Annotated in this window: 1 protein-coding gene; it reads right to left on the minus strand. The window is 70.0% G+C overall.

Features of this window, described 5'->3' with window-relative positions:
- Positions 1–49: 49 nt before the first annotated feature.
- Positions 50–928 (minus strand): DMT family transporter, encoded by an 879-nt coding sequence (locus tag CH341_RS22735; RefSeq protein ID WP_170149766.1) that lies wholly within the window; start codon positions 926–928, stop codon positions 50–52.
- Between the last annotated feature and the right edge of the window lie 56 nt (positions 929–984).

Consider the following 984-nt stretch of genomic DNA (forward strand, 5'->3'; position numbering starts at 1 on the left):
GCTCGCCGCTTCGCGGCGCCCCGGGACGACAGCGGGCGGCGCTGTGCCGCTACCGCCTGAGCTGGAAGGCGAACAGCGAGGCGATCATCACGGCGGCGCCGATCGCCTGGACGGGGGCGAAGACCTCGCCGAGGAAGATCGCGCTCAGCAGCGTGGCGAGCAGCGGCTCCAGGTTCATGGTGAGCGCGGTGCGGAACGGGCCGATGCGCGTCGTCGAGATGAACAGCACGGCGACGCCCGTGGTGGTCGTCACCCCGAGCAGCAGAATCCACAGCCAGCCGATCGGCACCACGGGCGGCGCGAAGTGCAGCGTGACCAGCGAGCCGGCCCCGAACAGCGTGGCGGTGGCGAGGTTCGAGTACCAGGTGGAGAGCCGCGCATCGGCCTTCATCAGCCGCATGCGGCTGATCACCAGCACGGCGACCCGGCAGACGATCGCCACCACGATGCACAAGAGGCCCGGCACCGAGAGCTCGGACGGCGAGGCGCCGATCATCAAGGCGAGGCCGCCGAACGCCGCGGCGGCGGCCAAGAGTCCGCGCCAGCTCATCTTCTCGATGCCCATCGCGGCGCCGACCATGCCGGTGATCATCGGATAGGTGAAGTAGACCAGGATCGCCATCGGCACGGTCAACAGCTCGATGGCCTTGAAGATGAAGAAGATGATGCCGGCGTAGAGGACGCCCATGCCGTAGGCGGTGCGGCGCTCGTCGGTGGTGAGCGGGATCGGCGTCGGCCCCACCGCGATCCACAGCGCGATCAGGGCGATGCCGAGCAGCGAGCGCGCCGTCGCCAGGGTGACGACGTCGGCGCCGGTGCCGAGCGCCACCTTGGTGAGCACGTCGGCGCCCGCGAACGCGACGGCGCCGGTGAGCCCCGGGCCGTAGTCGAAAAGCGTCTTGCCGATCTCCGAACGGGAGGAAGTCACGAGGCCTCGCAAACTTTACCCTCCCCTGGAGGGGGAGGGTCGGGCGTCCGCGCAGC

Origin of the sequence: Rhodoplanes roseus, from assembly GCF_003258865.1 — a bacterium.
In the GTDB taxonomy this organism is placed as follows: Bacteria; Pseudomonadota; Alphaproteobacteria; order Rhizobiales; family Xanthobacteraceae; genus Rhodoplanes; species Rhodoplanes roseus.